This window comes from Streptomyces sp. NPDC055239, from assembly GCF_053606205.1.
In genome coordinates, this window is record NZ_JBSGRD010000007.1 from 223,955 (window position 1) to 237,873 (window position 13,919).

Genomic DNA, 13,919 nt, shown 5'->3' on the forward strand with positions numbered 1-13,919 from the left:
GGTGCGCTCACTTCAGTTCGTACGCGGCCATCGCGGCCCGCACCTCGGCGGAGAACAGTTCGGGGCCGATCGCGTCGGAGTGCGCGAGACCTTCCGGCGTCAGGCGCAGCACTCCCGCAGCCGCGTCGAGCTCCAGCCAGCTCCGGTCCGCGAACCGTTCGAGTTCGGCGCGGAAGTCGTCGTACGGATCCGTGTCGAACCGTTTGCGGTAGTCGGCCAGCGGCATGCCGTCCGCCTGGAGCAGTGACTGGAGAAGGTGGCGACGGCGGGCCTCGGTCCCGTCGACCCGGCGGCCGTGCACGGCGCGGCTGAAGTCGTCGGTGGCGGTGTAGTCGTCGATGATCGTGCGGATCTCGCGCAGGTCGACCGCGTAGTCGAAGGAGTAGTGCAGCGAGGAGGTGTACGAACGGGCGCCGCAGCCCAGGCCGATCATGCCGTCGGTCTGGCAGGCGTAATCGTCCGCTCCCTGCGGGGGAGCGTCCGCGCGGCGGAACATCCGCATCGACACCTGGACGTACCCCTCGGCCAGGAGATGATCGCGGCCCTGCCGGTACAGCCGCAGCCGCTGCTCGTCCCAGCCGGTGTCGGTCAGCGTTGCCGCACCGTGCTTGCCCAGACCGGTCAACGGCCTTACGTACAACGGATAGAGGTAGAGCTCCTCGGGCCGCCAGGCAAGGGCGGCGTCCAAGGACGCACGCCAGCTGTCCTCGCTCTGGCCGTCGATCCCGTAGATGAGGTCGATGTTGAGCACCGGTATGCGTGCATCGCGTACCCGGCCGAGCGCCGTCTCGACGTCCGCCCGGCGCTGAGGCCGTACGGCCGCCCGCGCCTCGGAGTCGACGAAACTCTGCACGCCCAGGCTGAGCCGGGTCGCCCCGCGCTCGGCGAGGACCGCGAGCCGGTCGGCGGTGGCGGTCGCGGGCGATGCCTCGACGGAGAGCGGAATCGCCCGCAGATCGGCCCCCATGCGCCGCTCGGCGATGTCGCAGAGCCGCTCCAGCTCCGAGGCGTCCAGATAGGTGGGAGTGCCGCCGCCGAACGCCGCGTTGGCGAACCGGACCGGCGCCGCGTCACTGCTCTCCCCGAGCGCGTCCCGCACCGCTGTGGCCTGCCGGTCGAGGGCGTCGAGATAGCGGGTGGTCAGCTCGCCCGGCGCACCGATACGGGTGAAGAGATTGCAGAAGCCGCAGCGGACCTCGCAGAACGGTATGTGCAGATAGAGGGAGAGCGCGTCCTTGGGCTCCGCCGCCCAGAGGGCGCGAAGTTCGGGGCGGTCGGACAGCGGACGGTAGGCGGTCTTGTGGGGGTAGGCGTAGACATAGCTCTGGTACGGGCGCGTATCGGTGGGGTCAAGAAGTTGCGATGTGCTCATGCGGACGGCTCCAGGAAGAAGTGGGCGTACGGCACCGTCCACACGGACTCGTGACCGAGGCGATGGCCCACGTAGCCGTCGTCGCCGTAAGCCGTTCCGTGGTCGGAGCAGACGATGGCGAAGCAGCGGCGACGCGAGCTCAGGGCGGCGAACAGGCGCCCCACGTGCCGGTCGATGTACTCCAGAGCGGCCGCGTGCGTCTCCCGACTGTCGCCTGCCTCGCGGGTGGCGCCACTCTGGTGGAACCAGTTGGGCTGATGCAGTGCCGCCGCGTTCAGGAAGAGGAAAAGACGCTGGTCGCGGGGGAGTTCGGCGACCACTTTCGCGGCCCGTTCCACCTGCGCCTCGAAGGACGTGGGCGAGGCCACGCCGAACTCCGGCTCCCAGTGGCTCTCCTGAAAGAGCCCCGGCAGTACGTTGCCCAGGGCGCCCTGCTTGTTGAAGAAGCCCACGCCGCCGATGCACACCGTGCGGTATCCGGCATCCGAGAGGCCGGACACCAGGTCGGGTGCGTCGAAGACGAACGTGCGCCCGGCGGTTGTCTCGCTCCCCGCGAACCGTGCGGCGAACAGCCGAGGATGCGGCCCCGGAGCGGCGGGCGTGGGCAGGAACCCGGCGAACATCGCCTGATGTGAGGCGTAGGTGAAGCTGCCGGGCGCGTGCCGCTTCTCCCAGACGCCGCCCGGGAGATGACGGGCGAGATGCGGGATGCGGCCCGCGGCGGCGAGCTCCACGGCGACGTCGTAGCGCAGGGTGTCGAGAGTGAGGAGGAGGACGTCGTCGCGGCCGACGACCTCGTTCATGTCGGGAGCGGCAGGAGCGACGGGGGTATCCGGCAGGCCGGCGATGTCAGGTGTTCGCATGGTGGTTCCTTGCGGGGTGGTTCGTCGAGGTGTGGTGCGGGTGGGGCAAGACCTGGGGGGTTCGGAGCGGTACGGCGGCGATCTGCGCCGCGTACGTGTCAAGGCCCTCCGCCCCGCTGCCCGGCAGTCCCGTCAGGCGCGGCAGCAGATCACCGAAGGCGTTGACCTCGCCGACCGTGAACCGCTGCCAGCCGAGGGCGGGAAGGAGGTCGACGCCGACGCAGAGTGTGCCGGGGAAGCAGGCGGCGGCCCGCTCGCAGATGTCCAGAGCCTCAGCCCAGCGAGCCCCCGCCGCCTCGATGACATCAGCCAACTCGCCCCGCGATCCGCCCAGGTGAAGATTTGTCAGAGGCGACCTGCTCGTCCGTACGACGGCGTGCGTGGCCCGTCCGCCGACCACCACGACCCGTAGATCGGCCACGCGCGCGTGCAGCGACGCCTTGGGCATCCAACGCTCGACGTGCAGACCGTCGGGCGCGAGTCCGTCGACGATCGCGGCGATCTCCCGCTCGTCCCGATAGCGGCGTACCCGCAGGGAGTTGTGCAGTCGGCCGCCCGACATCTCCACGGACGTGGTCGCCCGAATGCGCCCGGAGCCCGCGGTCTCGACGGCGAGCACCCCGGACGCGGAGGACCCGTGCGCGAGCTTGACGAAGATCCGCGGCATGTGATGTTCACGCATCAGCGCTTGTACGTCGTCCCAGCCCCGCACCGTCACCCGCGCCCCCGAAGTGGGTGACGGCGGAACAGGAACGCCCGCGCGGGAGAGCACGTCATGGCAGCGTCGTTTGTCGAAGAGCACCCCGAGTTCGTCCGGGTCGTCGAGCCGCAGGCCCCCGCTCAACGACCGTACGGCCGCTGTGAACCGCTCGTACCAACGCGCGCTGCCCTCGACCCGCGTGGGGTCATCCATCCCGCGCAGCGCCAGATCCACATCGGCGTTCTCACCGGGTGACTCGAGCCGCACCACCTCGTCCGCGCCGAAGGCCGCACCGCCGTCGCGCAGCACGTCGAGCCACGGCACGACACGCGGCGCGGGCAGTCCGGCTTCCCGCGCGGCCGTCGCGAACAGGCCCACCCGGCGGTTCTCCGGGTTGCTGACGACCGCGAACCGCGGCCCCGGCAGCTGGTCGCACCGCTCGGGATGTGTCGTCGCCTGCGCCATGAAGTCCCCCTCTCCCGTCTCCCGCGACCGCTATTCGCCCACGGCCACGTAGCGCCACACCGTGCCGTCGTCCTCCGCGTCCTCGTCCGCGTCGTCCGGGTCGAGGTCGACCTCGACGCCCGCCGGTTCCAGGGACTCCCGCACGCGCGCGGCCAGCGCCTCGCTGAGGAAGTTGTGATGCAGGTCCAGCTTCTTGAGATGCGTCAGCGGCTGCCCGGCCAGCAGCGCCGTGGCCCCCTCGTCCGTCAGCACGCCCATGGAGAGGTCGAGGACTTCGAGGCGGGCCACGACCGGGGCGGACGCCATGGCCTCGGCGATCTCGTCCTGGATCTCGCTGTTGCGCAGGGCGAGCTGCCGCAGCCGGGGGAGTCGCGTCCCCGCGAAGAAGGGCTGCAGGTCCGAGACCGCCGCGTCGCCGCCGTACCCGGATGTGCCGAGCCACAGGTCCAGGTGCTCCAGGGCGGGCAGGTCGCTCGCCGCGATCCCGCGCACCACCTCGACCGGCAGACCGCCCGTCTCGACGGTGAGCGATCGCAGCCGCCCGTGCTCCACGGCGGGAAACAGGAGGCCCTCGCCGCCGCGCACCGCGAACTCCTCCAACTCGGGAAACGCGTCGAGGAGGGGGGTGACACAGTCCTGGGTGATCCAGGAGATCTCGCACTCCTCCGAGTCGATGTCACCCAGGAACAGAGCCCGCAGCGCGGGCATGCGTTCCTTCGCGGCGATCAGCGCGGCGATGACCTCTTCAGGACCGTTCTCATAGACGTCGCTCCACGCGCCCACGATGATCGCCCGCACCCGCGAAATGTCGACGGCCTCGGCGAACCGCGCGAACGCGGCCTCCCACTGCTCTTCGCTGTCGTACGACTCGACGGCGATCCGCCAGGTCACGGAATCGGCCGCGGGCAGTTCGTCAGGGGACTTCTCGTCGAACTGAGGGAACTCCCGGATGGGCAGGCCGTGCCAATGCTGCTGGTTGTCTCCGATGGTCATGTCCGCCCGCTCCCCAATGCCATGGCGCCGAACTGGCGCTCAACTGCGGCGATCCCGTGTCCGTGCTGATCGGCCGATGTGCAGAATTTCTACCAAGCCCCACTGACAACGCCCGCCGCGGGGCGGCGAAAGCGCGGTGCGCCCGCCGCTGGGGGCCGTTGTCAGACCCTCGCCGTACGGTCGGATCTCATGAGCGGTGCAGAGCGCGCCGCGGGGAGGGGAGACCCATGTACCGGCAGGGAGATGTGCTCATCGTGCCCGTCGCGGAGTCGGCGTTGCCACCGCACATCGGCGATGGTCCGAAGGAGCCGCGGGACGCCCGCGGCAGACTCGTGCTGGCTCTCGGCGAAGTGACGGGACACGCGCACGCCGTGGTGGGGCCGGGCCAACTGATCCGCGAATCCGGCTTGTTCGGCCCGATGCTGCTCCACCTGCCCGACGGCGGGCGCGTGGTGCACGAGGAGCACGCGGCGATTCCGCTGCCGAAGGGCTGGTACCGAGTGGTGCGCCAGCGCGAGTACGTACCGGGTTCCGTGCGGCTGGTGGCCGACTGATGCCGTGTGGGCGAGATCGATGCGGAGCAGCCGGGAGCGGGAAGCGGGAGGGAACGACATGGGAGCAGATGAGATGACGACGGTGGAGCGCGTGCTGCCGGAGCAGACACTGACGGCGGACGGTGACGTGACGGAGTGGCGGCAGGTGGCGGCGGCCACAGGACCCGCCGACCGGGCGGCAGCCGAGGCGGGTGTGCGGCTCGCCTACCGCAGGGCAGGGCTCCCCGAGCCCGAGCGCATCCGCTGGGCCGCTTCTCCGCGCGAGGCCGTGCGACTGGTGGCGGCGGAGAGGGACACCCTCGGTCACAGTGTGCGCGACGCGATTCGCAACCGTCCCTGGGCTGCCGAACGAGCGTCTGTGCACGCCCGATTGGGGCCGGACGGCTGGTCCGGACGCTGGCACGCCACCGGTGCCCGGCTCTGGGACACCACCCAAGTCCTCACCTCTCGCATCCGCGCCGGAGTGGTGGAGGAACTGGCGGAGGACAGTCGTAAGGAACAGGCGGCCCTCCGGCTCGTCCTGCTCGACGCCGTGCTCGGCCAGCACGAAGCGGCTTGGCTGTGCGCCTTCGACACCTCGGAGGGCGGTTCACTGGACGGGCTCGCGGCGGTCGCCCGCGCGGCGGGCTGGTGGTGGCCCTTTGAGCGGGAGGCGATCGTCTGCGAGCGGCCGACGGAACTGCACCGCGACGAGGCCGGCCGTCTGGACCGCGCCGACGGCCCCGCACTCGCCTTCCCCGACGGGTTCGCGCTGCACGCGTGGCGCGGCATGCCGGTGCCGGGTGAGTTCCTGCGTGAACTCTCCGCGTTGACCCCTGAGCGGATACGCGCCGAGGACAACGCCGAACTGCGCCGCGTCATGCTGGAGCACTTCGGCTACGACCGCTACCTGGACGAGTCCGGCGCGGTGCCCGTGCACCGCGACGAGACGGGCGTGCTCTGGCGGATCCAACTGACCGGTGACGAGGACGTGGTGATGGTCGAGGTGGTCAACTCCACCCCGGAGCCCGACGGTACGAGTCGTACGTACTGGCTGCGTGTCCCGCCCACCACACGGACGGCCAAGGAGGGCGTGGCGTGGACGTTCGGGCTGCATCCGGACGCCTATGAGCCGGAGCGGCAGACCTGAGGCGGATCATGGGGCAGCGGGTCGGCCGCCTCAGGCTCCGGCCGCGTACCGCCAGAAGTCCCGCATCAGCTCGGGGGATCTGGGCCCGCCCATCTGCAACTGGCTGTACATGAGGGTGACCGTGCCGGTCGACGGGATGATGTGCGCCGTCGTACCGGTGCCGCCGACCCAGCCGTAGCGCCCCGGGACGCTCCACGGTTCCACGGTCTCGACGTCCACAGCGCCGCCGAAACCCCAGCCCATCCCTTCGAGGAAGAGACCGGAGGATTCCCTTTCGGACGTGCTGAGCTGATTGGTGGTCATCTTCCGCACCGATTCGGGTGTGAGCAGCCGATCCCCGTCGGCGGCCGTGCCCTCGGCGAGCAGCATGCGCCCGAAGGCGAGCCAGTCGTCGAGGGTCGAGACCAGACCACCGGCGCCGGACGGGAACGGGGGTGGGCTGCTCCACTGTCCGTCGGGGGCGTCGAGCAGTTCGAGCCCGCTCCGGGGGTCGCGTTCGGGTCCTGCCTCGGCTCCGGCCGCGTAGTAGCTGGTGAACCGGTCGAGCTTGTCCGGCGGCACCGAGAACGCGGTGTCGGTCATTCCGAGCGGCTCGAAGATCCGCTCGGCGAGGAACTGGGGCAGCGGCACGCCCGTGACCCGGGAGATCAGCATGCCCTGCAGGTCGGAGCTGAGGTTGTACAGCCAGCCGTCGCCGGGCTGGTGGAGCAGCGGGATGCGGGACAGCGCGGCCATCCAGACGTCCGGTGCCGGGACGGCCTGCGGCTGCGGAGGTGCTTGCTTCAGTTCGCTGAAGAGCGGTGCGACTCCGGGCAGCGAGAAGTCCGAGGGGAATCCGTGTCCGGAGCGGGAGGCGAGCAGATGGAACACGGTGATGGGCCGGACCGCCGGGACCACGTCGTCCAGCGGTGCGGCGGGGGTGCGGACGACGCTCGGCGACGCCAGCTCCGGCAGCCACTGTCGGACCGGATCGTCCAGCGCGATCCGTCCTTCCTCGACCAGCATCATGACGGCGGCGGCGACGATGGGTTTGGTCAGCGAGGCGATACGGAAGATGGTGTCCCTGGCCATCGGGGCGGTGCCCTCGACGTCGACGGACCCGACCGCCGCCACCTCCTCGCCCCGGTCGCCGCGGGCCACCAGGCCCACCGCTCCCGCCACGGAGCTGTTGCTGACGTGCGTCTCCAGAGTCCTGCGCAGATCGGCCATGCGCCCACCATCTCAGCCCGGACCCGGCATCGAGCGTCATTTCGCGCCGTCCATCGCGCCTTCTGGCCGCTTCACCGCCCGGCAGCCGGGCGCGTACGCAAAAAGCCCGGCCCGTCGAGCCGCGGCGCGATGGCGCCGCGGCCCGGCAGACCGGGTGGGGTGGTGTGGGGGAGCCACCCCGCGCAGGGGGCTCAGCCCCCGATGTTCACATCGATGCAGGCGTAGAAGGCGTTGGCGGTGTCGGCGATGTTCCACACGGCGAGCACCTTCTGCTTGCCGCTGAGGCCTCCGAAGTCGACCTTGTGCGTGACGGTCTCACCCGGCTGGGCGCCCCCGTCGTCGACCTCGGCGATCTTGTTGCCGCCTACGAAGTACTGCCAGGTGCTTGTGGAGTGACGTGCCGTCAGCTTCCAGCTGAACTCCTGCGACGAGCCGACGTCGGTGACCTTCCAGCCCTTGCTGTCGTCGTCCAGATCGGAGAACCGTGAGTTGCCGCCGCTGCATGTCGTCTGCCCCTTGGGGCCTTCGACGCTCTGCGGTTCGTTGGTGATCTCGCCGCAGGACACGGTGCCCTCCGCGCACTGTGCCTGACGGCTCGGGGGCGAGTTGACGTAGCCGTGCGCGCTGGCCGGGGTGACGGAGGCCAGGACGAGTACGGGCGCGACTGCCGCGCCGAGAGCGGCTGCCAGCTTCTGCTTCTTGTTCATCTCTGTTCCCTCTGGGTGGGGGGATGAGGGGGCGAGAGACAACCGGGCGCCTCGGTCGACTCATTGGCCTAGACCATACTGGTTGTCAGGGCTCAGTCAACCCTTCAAGTAGCACTCGCGTTGCGGAAGTTACGACTGGGACTAGGCGGCGAGACCCAGGACCAGGGCCCCCACCACCGGTGCCGCGTACAGGAGCGGGAACGGGATGTGCGCGTACCAGCGGGCCCGGATCACGGTGACGACGGCGCCGGTGAAGTACAGCGCCAGACCGATTCCCGCCGCGACGCCGATCGCCGGCACGAGCAGTCCGACCAGCAGTCCGACCACGCCTGCGGCCTTGGCCGCGCCGAGCCAAGGCAGCCACGAGAGGGGGACACCGTAGTCGGCCATGGGCTCCACGACGCACTTGGCGCGGAGGAAGACGGAGACGGCCGAGAAGCCCACCATGACGGCGGCCAGGACGGTGACGACAACGTAGGCGGTGGACATCAGAAATGCTCCCATCGGACGGGTGTCCGGGCGGACTTGCTCCGGCCGGGCGTCTTGAGTGTTTGAGCGCTGGAGTGCTGGAGCGCTGGAGTGTTTGAGTGCGTCACTTCCCTGACGGGCCGCGCCGCGGGAATGTGACCGGGAGCGCCCCCGCGACTGGTGTGACCTGGAGCACGCATGGCTGAGGGTGTCGGGCATCAAGACGATGGGACATGTAGCCGAGACAGAAAGCCATTCTGCGGCTCATTCGATCTCCCTAGAGTTGAAGACATCAAGCGGACGCAACCCAGAGTCAGTCCGGCCCAGAACGACACAGTCCGACCCAGAACGCCCCAGAACCCGATCCAGGGAGAGTCCCCGTGCGCGCAGTCATCCAGAAGTCCTTCGGCGGGCCCGAGGTCCTCGAGGTGGTGGAGGTCGATCGGCCGAAGCCGCTGGCCGGTGAGGTCCTCGTCAAGGTCCACGCCAGTGCCGTCAACCCGGCGGACATCACCGTCAGATCCGGTGCCTTTCCGCTGCTCGGCGAGCCGCCGTTCGGCGTGGGCTGGGACATCTCCGGGGTGGTCGAAGAGGCGGGCGCAGGGGCCCGGTTCGCGGTGGGCGACGAGGTGTACGGGATGCCGCTCTTCCCCCGTGCCGCCACCGGGTACGCCGAGTACGTCGCCGTCCCGTCCGGCCACCTCGCCCGTAAGCCCGTCTCGCTCGACCACGTGCACGCCGCCGCCGTCCCCCTCGCGGCGCTCACCGCCTGGCAGGGCCTGGTGGGGGCCGCGGACATCAAAGAGGGCGACCGGGTGCTGATCCAACGGGCGGCCGGAGGCGTCGGCCACTTCGCGGTGCAAATCGCGAAGGCGCGTGGGGCGCGAGTGATCGCGATCGCCAGTGCGGCACGACAGGACTTCGTACGCGGCCTCGGCGCCGACGAGATCATCGACTACCGGACCACCGACTTCACCGAGGCCGTCAAGGACGTGGACGTGGTTCTCGACTCCATGGCCCAGGGCGATCTCTCGCTCGGCGTGGTGCGCCCCGGCGGCGTACTCGTCAGCATCCTGGAACACCAGGACCGGGAGCTCGCCGCGCGCGTCGAGGCCGCGGGGCGGCGCTTCGCCGGAGTCATGGTCGAACCGGACTCCGCCGGGCTCGAAGCGCTCGCCGAGCTGATCGACGCGGGCCGGATCCGTCCCTACGTCGAGGGGACGTTTCCGCTGGCGGAGGCCGGTAAGGCACACGAGCTTGTCGCCGCAGGACACGTACAGGGCAAGATTGTCCTGACGGTCTGAACGAACAGGCCGGCCGCGACGGGCGGCACGCGGCACCAGGAAAGGCGAGGCCGGATGGACATCCTCACCGAGGCGCTGGCCTCGATGCGCACCGGGCGCCCGGCATCCGCACGGACCAACGGCCGCGCCCCCTGGGGCCTGAGCCTGCCGCCCGTCGCGGGCGCAAGCTTCCACGTCGTCCTTTACGGGACCTGCTGGCTGGTTCCGCTGCCCGACGCGCCCCCGCACCTGAAGCCGATCCAGCTGAACCCCGGAGATGTGATCTTCCTGCGCGGTGGGCGGGGCCATGTCCTCGCCGACCATCCCTCCACCCCGGCCGAGGAGTGCGAGAGCGCGCAGTTCCGCGGGAGTTCACCGATCGGCTCGATCACACTCGGCGGCGAGGGCGCCGAGACCAGCCTGCTGTGCGGCAGCTACCACCTGGACCAGGGGCGACCGCACCCTCTGGTGCGCCAGCTGCCCGAGGTGATCCATCTCCCGACGCGGCACGGACACCATCCGGAGCTGAGCTCCGCCGTCCAACTCCTCGGCTCCGAGCTGGAGAACCCGCGCATGGGCTCGGACGGCATCGTGCCCACCTTGATCGACTCGCTGCTTCTCTACATCCTGCGGGCCTGGCTCGACGACCAGCCCCCGGACGCCGCACAGGGCTGGGCCGCCGCCCTCCGGGACTCGGCGGTCGCGCCCGCCCTGACGGCCATGCACGACCATCCCGCGGCCTCGTGGACGGTCGAGTCCCTGGCGGAACAGGCAGGACTGTCCCGCGCCGCGTTCGCCCGGCGGTTCGCCACTCTGGTCGGCGAACCGCCGATGGCCTATCTGACGCGCTGGCGCATGACGAGCGCCGCCCGCATGCTGCGCGAGTCCGACGCCCCGCTCACAACGGTCGCCGCCCGCACCGGATACGGCTCGGAGTTCGCCTTCGCCAAAGCCTTCAAACGGGAGTACGGCCTGGCGCCGGGAGGTTACCGGCGCCAGAGCAGGGCGGCCTAGAGCCTCTCGTGGCTCCTCATCAGCCGAACTGGCCGGGCTGGTAGTCACCCGCGGGCTGCTGGACGATGACGTTGGCGCGGTTGGCGGCGTTGATGAGGGCGATGAGTGCCACCAGGGCGGCGAGCTGATCCTCGTCGTAGTGCTTGGCGGCGTTCGCCCACGCCTCGTCCGTGACACCACCGGCAGCGTCCGCGATACGCGTCCCCTGCTCGGTCAGCTCCAGGGCGGCCCGCTCGGCTTCGGTGAAGACCTTGGCCTCGCGCCAGGCGGCGATCAGATTGATGCGGACCGAGGTCTCCCCGGCGTGCGCGGCGTCCTTGGCGTGCATGTCGGTGCAGAAACCGCAGCCGTTGATCTGGCTGGCCCGGAGCATCACCAGGTCCTGGGTCCTCGACGGCAGCGTCGACTCCGAGATGATCACCTTGCTCGCCGAGGCGATGTACTTGAAGGCCTTGGCCACGAGCGGGCTGTTGAGCAGGTTCAAACGGGCTTCCATGATGCGCTCCTTGGCGTTGCTGGCGGTTACACCTCCTACACGGATGGGTTCGGCGTGATTCGACAGGGGTGATTGTGACGCGCGTCACCTTTGCGCGCTGCGGCTGTCAGACGGCCACGGCGATGGCCGCGGTCACGCCGACGGCGACAATGAGCCCGCGCAGCACGGCGGGTGACAAGCGACGGCCCACCCGCGCGCCGATCAGACCGCCCAGGGTCGAGCCGAGGGCGATCACGCCGACCACCGTCCAGTCGACGCTCGCCACCGCGATGAAGATGACCGCGGCCACGCCGTTCACGATGGACGCGAGGACGTTCTTGACGGCGTTCAGACGCTGCAGATCATCCCGGAGGAACGACCCGAACAGGCCCATGAGCAAGACCCCTTGGGCCGCGCCGAAGTAGCCGCCGTAGACGCCGGTGCCCAGGACGCCGGCCCACAGGGGGATGCCGCCGTCCTCACGGCCGCGGCTGTCGCGCCGCGCGAGCCATTTCTGGAGGCGGGGCTGCAACAACAGCAGCGCGCAGGCGAGCAGAATCAGCACGGGCACGGCGGAACGGAACGTGTCGGCGGACAGCTTCAGAAGCAGCACCGCTCCCGCGACACCGCCCAGGAGTGACGCCAGGCCGAGCCTGATGAGGCGGGGCCGCTGGCCTCTGAGCTCGGCGCGATATCCGTACGCCGCGCTGATCACGCCCGGTACGAGCCCGATGGTGTTGGAGACATTGGCCAGCACGGGCGGGTATCCGAAGGCGAGCAGCGTGGGGAAGGTGATCATGGTGCCGGAGCCGACCACCGCGTTGATGCCGCCGGCAGCGACGGCCGCGGCGGCTATGGCCACTGTCTCGAGTGCGTGCATGGATCGCCTTTCCCGGGTCGGTCGGAGTACCGGAGTGCGGGCAGCCCGGGACGGAGAAGTCTGGAGCGGAGCGGACGGTCGGCACCCGGCCCGCCCTGCACGCCTTCCGGATGACGTGCGGGCCGGGCCAGGTTGCCGCCTTTGGGCCCGAGAAGATCGTCCCGCCGACCCAACACCCAAGTCAATCCTCGGATTTCCTTGCAGACCTCCAAGCTGTAGCTTCACCATCCATGACTCTCGACGACCTACGCGTCTTCGTGGCCGCCTGCCGAACGGGCAGCCTCAGCGCCGTCGCCCGCGACCTCTCCTGTACGCAGTCGGCGGTCAGCCAGCACATCAAGCGCCTGGAGCGGGAGCTGGGGCTCAGCCTCCTCGAACGCCATCCGCGCGGAGTCGTACCCACCCCCGCCGGACAGCTCCTGCAGAACGCGGCGGCCGGCGGGCTCGGCGACATCGACCACGCCCTGCGTCGGCTGAACGATCTGGTGCACGGCGAGGCCGGATCGGTGCGGATCACCACCGGCGCCACGACGGTGCGGCACTTCCTGTCCGACGCGATCGTGGCCTTCCGGCACCGCCATCCCCAGGTGAGCCTCGAATTCCAGACCGCGCACTCCAGCCGCAGCTGCTTCGACGCCCTCATCGCGGGCGGTCTCGACCTGGCCTGGATCACCCTCGGCGCACCGGTGAAGGGCATCGAGCAACGCCCCGTCATCGAACTTCCCTGGGTGCTCGCCGTCCACCGTGACGACCCCATCGCGACGAAGCCGCTGATCACCACAGCCGACTTGGCCGAAATCCAGCTCATCGGGCTCCCGGAGGAAACGACCTCCCGCGCGCGCCTGGACGCCTGGTTCACCGAGCACGGCATCAGCCCGGCCTCCGACACCAGCGTCGCCGACTGGGACACCGCCCTCCTGCTCGCCGAACTCGGCCTCGGCCACGCGATCGTCCCCGACCTGCCGGGGTGGCGCGGTCCCGGTCACCCCGATCTGCGCCTGATCCCCATCCCGGAACTGCCCACGCTGTGGACCGGCTGGGCGGTACGCCGCTGGGAAGCACTGTCCCCCTTGGCCAAAGCCTTCGCCGACACGGTCAGCCACAACTGCCCTGTCGGACGCGTCCCCGGGCAGGCGTCGCCGGAGAGTGTCAGCGGCCGTCCTTAGTGTCCGGTGAGTGGCGCATGGAAGTGTCCGGTCAGTGGCTCATGGATTCCTCGGGCACGCGGCATGCGCCGATCCAGATGCTGCTGATCGCGCTGATGTAGCGCGCCCCGCAGCGATCCGACGGCACCACGAGCTGGCTCCCCACGGTGTCCAGATCCTGGCCGTCGAGGCAGGTGGCAAGCAGGATGGGCGTATTGCCGAAGTCCGCGTCGATCTCCGCCCAGGACAGGACGGTGTGATGGCCGTCCCCGCCCCTTACGGCCAGCAGGAAGCGCGAACGGTCCTTGCGGCGCCGGGGATCGAACGCCGGTCCTGCGTCGCCGACGACCTCCCGGAGCAGCGGTCCGGTGAAGGTGTGGTGCTGCGGCCCGTTGGTGGCGCAGTCGAAGACCACATCCGCCTCGTGCTGCTCCCACTGCTCCCGCAGGTCAGCCACGGTCAGCGTGGCGGGGCGGTCGATGTCCCCGCACATGGCGAGGGTCCCTGTGACCCCCGTACGTACGGGGACCGGGCGCGTGGACGTGCCGGGTCGGCTCATCGGATTCCCCCTCCGGACAGTCGCGGCTGCCGCCAGTCATACCCGGCTGCCGTTCGAGGGAATCGTGGATGCGACCCGTCTTGCCGCATTTTCCTTGCTCTTG

The 13,919-nt window shown here is 70.1% G+C and carries 15 protein-coding genes; 5 read left to right on the plus strand and 10 right to left on the minus strand.

Features of this window, described 5'->3' with window-relative positions; all coding sequences use genetic code 11:
• Positions 1-7 precede the first annotated feature (7 nt).
• Genes ACWFRJ_RS23530 through ACWFRJ_RS23545 form a run of 4 tightly spaced genes read right to left on the minus strand, consistent with a single transcriptional unit; the run spans position 8 to position 4,393 of the window.
• The gene (locus tag ACWFRJ_RS23530) at positions 8-1,372 is read right to left on the minus strand and encodes an STM4012 family radical SAM protein (RefSeq protein ID WP_453534142.1); all 1,365 of its coding nucleotides are present in this window, start codon (positions 1,370-1,372) and stop codon (positions 8-10) included.
• Complete coding sequence (locus tag ACWFRJ_RS23535; protein WP_453534632.1) at positions 1,369-2,175, minus strand: STM4013/SEN3800 family hydrolase; 807 nt, start codon at positions 2,173-2,175, stop codon at positions 1,369-1,371. The genes ACWFRJ_RS23530 and ACWFRJ_RS23535 overlap by 4 nt, the downstream gene beginning before the upstream one ends.
• Before the next feature lie 46 nt (positions 2,176-2,221).
• On the minus strand, positions 2,222-3,400 hold the full coding sequence (locus ACWFRJ_RS23540) for an STM4014 family protein (RefSeq protein ID WP_453534145.1): 1,179 nt from the start codon (positions 3,398-3,400) through the stop codon (positions 2,222-2,224).
• A gap of 30 nt (positions 3,401-3,430) precedes the next feature.
• Positions 3,431-4,393: an STM4015 family protein gene (locus ACWFRJ_RS23545; RefSeq protein ID WP_453534148.1), complete on the minus strand. Its 963-nt coding sequence runs from the start codon at positions 4,391-4,393 to the stop codon at positions 3,431-3,433.
• A 227-nt stretch (positions 4,394-4,620) separates the two neighbouring features.
• Between ACWFRJ_RS23545 and ACWFRJ_RS23550 the strand changes: the two genes are divergently transcribed.
• Positions 4,621-4,947, plus strand: a complete 327-nt coding sequence (locus ACWFRJ_RS23550; RefSeq protein WP_453534151.1) for a hypothetical protein — start codon at positions 4,621-4,623, stop codon at positions 4,945-4,947.
• Between the two features lie 73 nt (positions 4,948-5,020).
• Complete coding sequence (locus ACWFRJ_RS23555) at positions 5,021-6,076, plus strand: DUF6745 domain-containing protein (protein ID WP_453534635.1); 1,056 nt, start codon at positions 5,021-5,023, stop codon at positions 6,074-6,076.
• A gap of 30 nt (positions 6,077-6,106) precedes the next feature.
• Here the strand turns inward: ACWFRJ_RS23555 and ACWFRJ_RS23560 are convergent, their stop codons facing one another.
• From ACWFRJ_RS23560 to ACWFRJ_RS23570, 3 genes are all read right to left on the minus strand, one after another.
• Positions 6,107-7,285 carry a serine hydrolase domain-containing protein gene (locus tag ACWFRJ_RS23560; RefSeq protein ID WP_453534154.1) on the minus strand — a complete coding sequence of 393 codons (1,179 nt, stop codon included), beginning with the start codon at positions 7,283-7,285 and terminating at the stop codon, positions 6,107-6,109.
• Between the two features lie 191 nt (positions 7,286-7,476).
• Positions 7,477-7,992 (minus strand): lytic polysaccharide monooxygenase auxiliary activity family 9 protein, encoded by a 516-nt coding sequence (locus ACWFRJ_RS23565; RefSeq protein WP_453534157.1) that lies wholly within the window; start codon positions 7,990-7,992, stop codon positions 7,477-7,479.
• 141 nt (positions 7,993-8,133) lie between these two features.
• Positions 8,134-8,481, minus strand: a complete 348-nt coding sequence (locus ACWFRJ_RS23570) for a DoxX family protein (protein WP_453534159.1) — start codon at positions 8,479-8,481, stop codon at positions 8,134-8,136.
• A 359-nt stretch (positions 8,482-8,840) separates the two neighbouring features.
• Between ACWFRJ_RS23570 and ACWFRJ_RS23575 the strand changes: the two genes are divergently transcribed.
• Both ACWFRJ_RS23575 and ACWFRJ_RS23580 read left to right on the plus strand, forming a co-directional pair.
• Positions 8,841-9,764 (plus strand): NADP-dependent oxidoreductase, encoded by a 924-nt coding sequence (locus tag ACWFRJ_RS23575; protein ID WP_453534162.1) that lies wholly within the window; start codon positions 8,841-8,843, stop codon positions 9,762-9,764.
• Between the two features lie 54 nt (positions 9,765-9,818).
• Complete coding sequence (locus ACWFRJ_RS23580; protein WP_453534164.1) at positions 9,819-10,757, plus strand: cupin domain-containing protein; 939 nt, start codon at positions 9,819-9,821, stop codon at positions 10,755-10,757.
• Between the two features lie 19 nt (positions 10,758-10,776).
• Here ACWFRJ_RS23580 and ACWFRJ_RS23585 read toward each other — a convergent pair whose 3' ends face one another.
• Together ACWFRJ_RS23585 and ACWFRJ_RS23590 are read right to left on the minus strand one after the other, a co-directional pair.
• A complete protein-coding gene (locus ACWFRJ_RS23585) occupies positions 10,777-11,253 on the minus strand; it encodes a carboxymuconolactone decarboxylase family protein (RefSeq protein WP_453534167.1) in 477 nt (158 codons plus the stop codon).
• 106 nt (positions 11,254-11,359) lie between these two features.
• Positions 11,360-12,112 (minus strand): sulfite exporter TauE/SafE family protein, encoded by a 753-nt coding sequence (locus ACWFRJ_RS23590; protein WP_453534170.1) that lies wholly within the window; start codon positions 12,110-12,112, stop codon positions 11,360-11,362.
• A gap of 230 nt (positions 12,113-12,342) precedes the next feature.
• Between ACWFRJ_RS23590 and ACWFRJ_RS23595 the strand changes: the two genes are divergently transcribed.
• Entirely contained in the window at positions 12,343-13,278 is a 936-nt protein-coding gene (locus tag ACWFRJ_RS23595) for a LysR family transcriptional regulator (protein ID WP_453534173.1), read from the plus strand.
• A gap of 31 nt (positions 13,279-13,309) precedes the next feature.
• Here ACWFRJ_RS23595 and ACWFRJ_RS23600 read toward each other — a convergent pair whose 3' ends face one another.
• Positions 13,310-13,816, minus strand: a complete 507-nt coding sequence (locus ACWFRJ_RS23600) for a molybdopterin-dependent oxidoreductase (RefSeq protein ID WP_453534176.1) — start codon at positions 13,814-13,816, stop codon at positions 13,310-13,312.
• Between the last annotated feature and the right edge of the window lie 103 nt (positions 13,817-13,919).

What these genes read in the sequence shown, in the direction of transcription:
- ACWFRJ_RS23530 (WP_453534142.1), bottom strand. Translation starts at nt 1,372, where the DNA reads ATGAGCACATCGCAACTTCTTGACCCCACCGATACGCGCCCGTACCAG.
- ACWFRJ_RS23535 (WP_453534632.1), bottom strand. Translation starts at nt 2,175, where the DNA reads ATGAACGAGGTCGTCGGCCGCGACGACGTCCTCCTCCTCACTCTCGAC.
- ACWFRJ_RS23540 (WP_453534145.1), bottom strand. Translation starts at nt 3,400, where the DNA reads ATGGCGCAGGCGACGACACATCCCGAGCGGTGCGACCAGCTGCCGGGG.
- ACWFRJ_RS23545 (WP_453534148.1), bottom strand. Translation starts at nt 4,393, where the DNA reads ATGACCATCGGAGACAACCAGCAGCATTGGCACGGCCTGCCCATCCGG.
- ACWFRJ_RS23550 (WP_453534151.1), top strand. Translation starts at nt 4,621, where the DNA reads ATGTACCGGCAGGGAGATGTGCTCATCGTGCCCGTCGCGGAGTCGGCG.
- ACWFRJ_RS23555 (WP_453534635.1), top strand. Translation starts at nt 5,021, where the DNA reads ATGACGACGGTGGAGCGCGTGCTGCCGGAGCAGACACTGACGGCGGAC.
- ACWFRJ_RS23560 (WP_453534154.1), bottom strand. Translation starts at nt 7,285, where the DNA reads ATGGCCGATCTGCGCAGGACTCTGGAGACGCACGTCAGCAACAGCTCC.
- ACWFRJ_RS23565 (WP_453534157.1), bottom strand. Translation starts at nt 7,992, where the DNA reads ATGAACAAGAAGCAGAAGCTGGCAGCCGCTCTCGGCGCGGCAGTCGCG.
- ACWFRJ_RS23570 (WP_453534159.1), bottom strand. Translation starts at nt 8,481, where the DNA reads ATGTCCACCGCCTACGTTGTCGTCACCGTCCTGGCCGCCGTCATGGTG.
- ACWFRJ_RS23580 (WP_453534164.1), top strand. Translation starts at nt 9,819, where the DNA reads ATGGACATCCTCACCGAGGCGCTGGCCTCGATGCGCACCGGGCGCCCG.
- ACWFRJ_RS23585 (WP_453534167.1), bottom strand. Translation starts at nt 11,253, where the DNA reads ATGGAAGCCCGTTTGAACCTGCTCAACAGCCCGCTCGTGGCCAAGGCC.
- ACWFRJ_RS23590 (WP_453534170.1), bottom strand. Translation starts at nt 12,112, where the DNA reads ATGCACGCACTCGAGACAGTGGCCATAGCCGCCGCGGCCGTCGCTGCC.
- ACWFRJ_RS23595 (WP_453534173.1), top strand. Translation starts at nt 12,343, where the DNA reads ATGACTCTCGACGACCTACGCGTCTTCGTGGCCGCCTGCCGAACGGGC.
- ACWFRJ_RS23600 (WP_453534176.1), bottom strand. Translation starts at nt 13,816, where the DNA reads ATGAGCCGACCCGGCACGTCCACGCGCCCGGTCCCCGTACGTACGGGG.